Origin of the sequence: Pseudoalteromonas sp. SR45-5 (genome assembly GCF_014163565.1) — a bacterium.
Classification (GTDB): Bacteria; Pseudomonadota; Gammaproteobacteria; order Enterobacterales; family Alteromonadaceae; genus Pseudoalteromonas; species Pseudoalteromonas distincta.
On sequence record NZ_JACJDN010000558.1, the window covers coordinates 1 to 2,625 of the forward strand.

Consider the following 2,625-nt stretch of genomic DNA (forward strand, 5'->3'; position numbering starts at 1 on the left):
CCTTATTAGTTTACTAGTTAGGCGCTTTTTATTTTCTGAAGCGAAAAATTTGATACACTAGCTTTTCGTTTAATACAAAGTGCGTAGTACAAACATGATCTCTCAGTTCAAACCAGCATGGTGGATGACCAATCGTCACGTTCAGACCATAATGCCGCGTTTTTTCCGCCCATTTCACAATACGTCCTACGAACTTGAGCAACTTGATACACCTGATGGTGACTTTATTGAGCTTGCATGGTCACTTCCACATAATGAAACCGCACCACTTGCTGTTGTTTTGCACGGACTCGAAGGCAATATAAATAGCTTTTATGCCAAAGGCATGATGAAGGCATTAAAAAAACAAGGTTATGCAGTTGTGCTTATGCACTTTAGAAATTGCTCAACTGAAGTAAATCGCCTACCTCGTGCTTATCACAGCGGTGACACCGCCGATTTAGCTTTTTTTATAAATCACTTAAAGCTGCAATTTCCTAAGCGCACTATGGTCGCTGTTGGTTTTTCATTGGGCGGTAACGTACTTGCCAAATACTTAGGTGAAGAACGCGAAAAATGCCCATTAAGTGCAGCTGCGGTGGTATCTGCTCCTTATGATTTGTCGTCATCGAGCGATGTTATTCGTAAAAGCTTAGGTAAAATTTACCAAAAATATCTGCTCGATCGGATGAAAAAATCAATGCAGCGAAAGCTGCCACAAATTAAGCAACAAATTTCATTAACGCCAAAACAGTTAATGAAAATTGACGATTTATTAGAGTTTGATAATCAGTTAACAGCCCCTCTACATGGTTTTGAAAACGCACACGATTACTACCGTAAAGCCAGTGCTATGCCGTACTTGAAAGATATTGCTGTACCCACACTTATTATTCATTCCAAAGACGACCCTATGCTCTCAATTAAAGCCGTACCGAGTAGGCAAGACGTAAGTGAGCATGTTACGCTGCGTATCTCTGACAAGGGCGGGCATGTTGGTTTTATTAGCGGTAAAAATCCGTTTAAACCTATATTTTGGTTAGAAAAAGCCGTCCCTCATTATTTTAGCCAGCACGTATCAAATAAAGCGAGTAACAAGTAGTAATGATTATCCCTTTTGAACAACTCGATCAAGACACTCTTTATAACTTAATCGAAAGCTACGTATTACGCGAAGGTACCGATTATGGTGAAGTAGAGGCAAGCATCGAATCTAAAGTAAGCCAAGTAAAGCTGCAGCTTAAAAATGGCGAAGCGATGGTGTTTTTCTCAGAATTACACGAGTCTGTAACTATAATTTCAAAAGGCGAATTTAAAGCGCTGCAAAGTGAAGAGCATCAAGCACAGTCGTTTGATTAAGGCGTAGTACTTGTAACTTTTGAATTGAACGTACACAATGGCTTTTTACCCAAAGAGCCAAAACATGATAAAACTCAGCACTCTAGTGGTAGCCATATCACTAGCTTTAACTAGCCAAGCCCAAGCAGAACAAACAATAACAGCATCTGATAAGGCAATTAAACTCGCTAAAGATACCATTTTAATTGATACCCATATTGACGTACCTTATCGAATTCACGAAAGCTGGGTTGATGTAACCAAAGCAACTAGTGATGGCGATTTTGACTATCCTCGCGCTGTAAAAGGCGGTTTAAACGCACCGTTTATGTCGATTTATATTCCTGCGCATTTAGAGTTTGAGGGTAAAGGAAAAAGCTACCAGCTAGCCAATCAAATGATTGATAGTATGGAAGCCATAGTCCAGCGCGCACCCGATAAGTTTGCTATTGCGAGCTCAAGCTCTGATATTGAAGAGCAATTTAAACAAGGTAAGCTGTCTATAGCCATGGGTATGGAAAATGGCTCTCCAATCGAAGGTGATATGAAAAACCTTCAGCACTTTTACGACCGTGGCATTCGTTACATCACACTAGCGCACTCTCAAAGCAACCATATTTCGGATTCGTCTTACGATATACGCCGTAAATGGAAAGGCTTAAGCCCATTTGGTAAAAAGCTTGTCACTGAAATGAATAATATAGGCATGCTAATTGACGTATCGCATATTTCTGATGATGCGTTTTATCAGGTTATGGATCTTTCTAAAACACCAGTAATTGCCTCTCATTCATCACTTCGTAAATACACGCCTGGCTTTGAGCGTAATATGAATGACGATATGCTATTAGCGCTGAAAGAAAATGGCGGCGTTATTCAAATCAACTTTGGATCAAGCTTTGTTACCGCTAAAGCAGGTAGTTGGGGCAAGCAATTAAAAAGTACAAAAGAGTCAGCTAAAAAAGAAGGCACTAAGTTAAGTAAAGATTTTGATGCTGCGTACCGTGCTAAAAATCCGTATCCATTTGCAAGTCTTGAGCAAGTACTTGACCATATTGATCACGTAGTTGAGCTAATTGGTATTGATTATGTAGGTATTGGCTCTGATTATGATGGAGTTGGCGATTCATTACCTATCGGCTTAAAAGATGTATCTAGCTACCCAAATCTTGTCCAAGGTTTAATGGATAGAGATTACAGCGACAAAGATATTAAAAAGATTTTAAGTGGCAATTTATTAAGAGTTTTAAAACAAGCGCAAGAGTATGCGAAGAAACACTAAAGCTTTTATCATATATTAGTAATTGG

3 protein-coding genes are annotated in these 2,625 nt (G+C 39.3%); all 3 read left to right on the forward strand.

The features are described 5' to 3' along the window. Nucleotides 1–94 precede the first annotated feature (94 nt). The 3 genes from H5072_RS16440 (at nucleotide 95) to H5072_RS16450 (ending at nucleotide 2,599) form a co-directional block, all read left to right on the forward strand. Nucleotides 95–1,081 carry a hydrolase gene (locus H5072_RS16440; protein ID WP_024606596.1) on the forward strand — a complete coding sequence of 329 codons (987 nt, stop codon included), beginning with the start codon at nucleotides 95–97 and terminating at the stop codon, nucleotides 1,079–1,081. A gap of 2 nt (nucleotides 1,082–1,083) precedes the next feature. Beyond that, nucleotides 1,084–1,338 carry a YheU family protein gene (locus tag H5072_RS16445; protein WP_004335925.1) on the forward strand — a complete coding sequence of 85 codons (255 nt, stop codon included), beginning with the start codon at nucleotides 1,084–1,086 and terminating at the stop codon, nucleotides 1,336–1,338. Nucleotides 1,339–1,402: 64 nt separating this feature from the next. Then, entirely contained in the window at nucleotides 1,403–2,599 is a 1,197-nt protein-coding gene (locus H5072_RS16450; protein ID WP_182694140.1) for a dipeptidase, read from the forward strand. The last annotated feature ends 26 nt before the right edge of the window (nucleotides 2,600–2,625 follow it).

Bases quoted from the DNA above. Each gene is read 5' to 3' on its own strand.
- H5072_RS16450 (WP_182694140.1), top strand. From the start codon at position 1,403: ATGATAAAACTCAGCACTCTAGTGGTAGCCATATCACTAGCTTTAACT.
- H5072_RS16440 (WP_024606596.1), top strand. From the start codon at position 95: ATGATCTCTCAGTTCAAACCAGCATGGTGGATGACCAATCGTCACGTT.
- H5072_RS16445 (WP_004335925.1), top strand. From the start codon at position 1,084: ATGATTATCCCTTTTGAACAACTCGATCAAGACACTCTTTATAACTTA.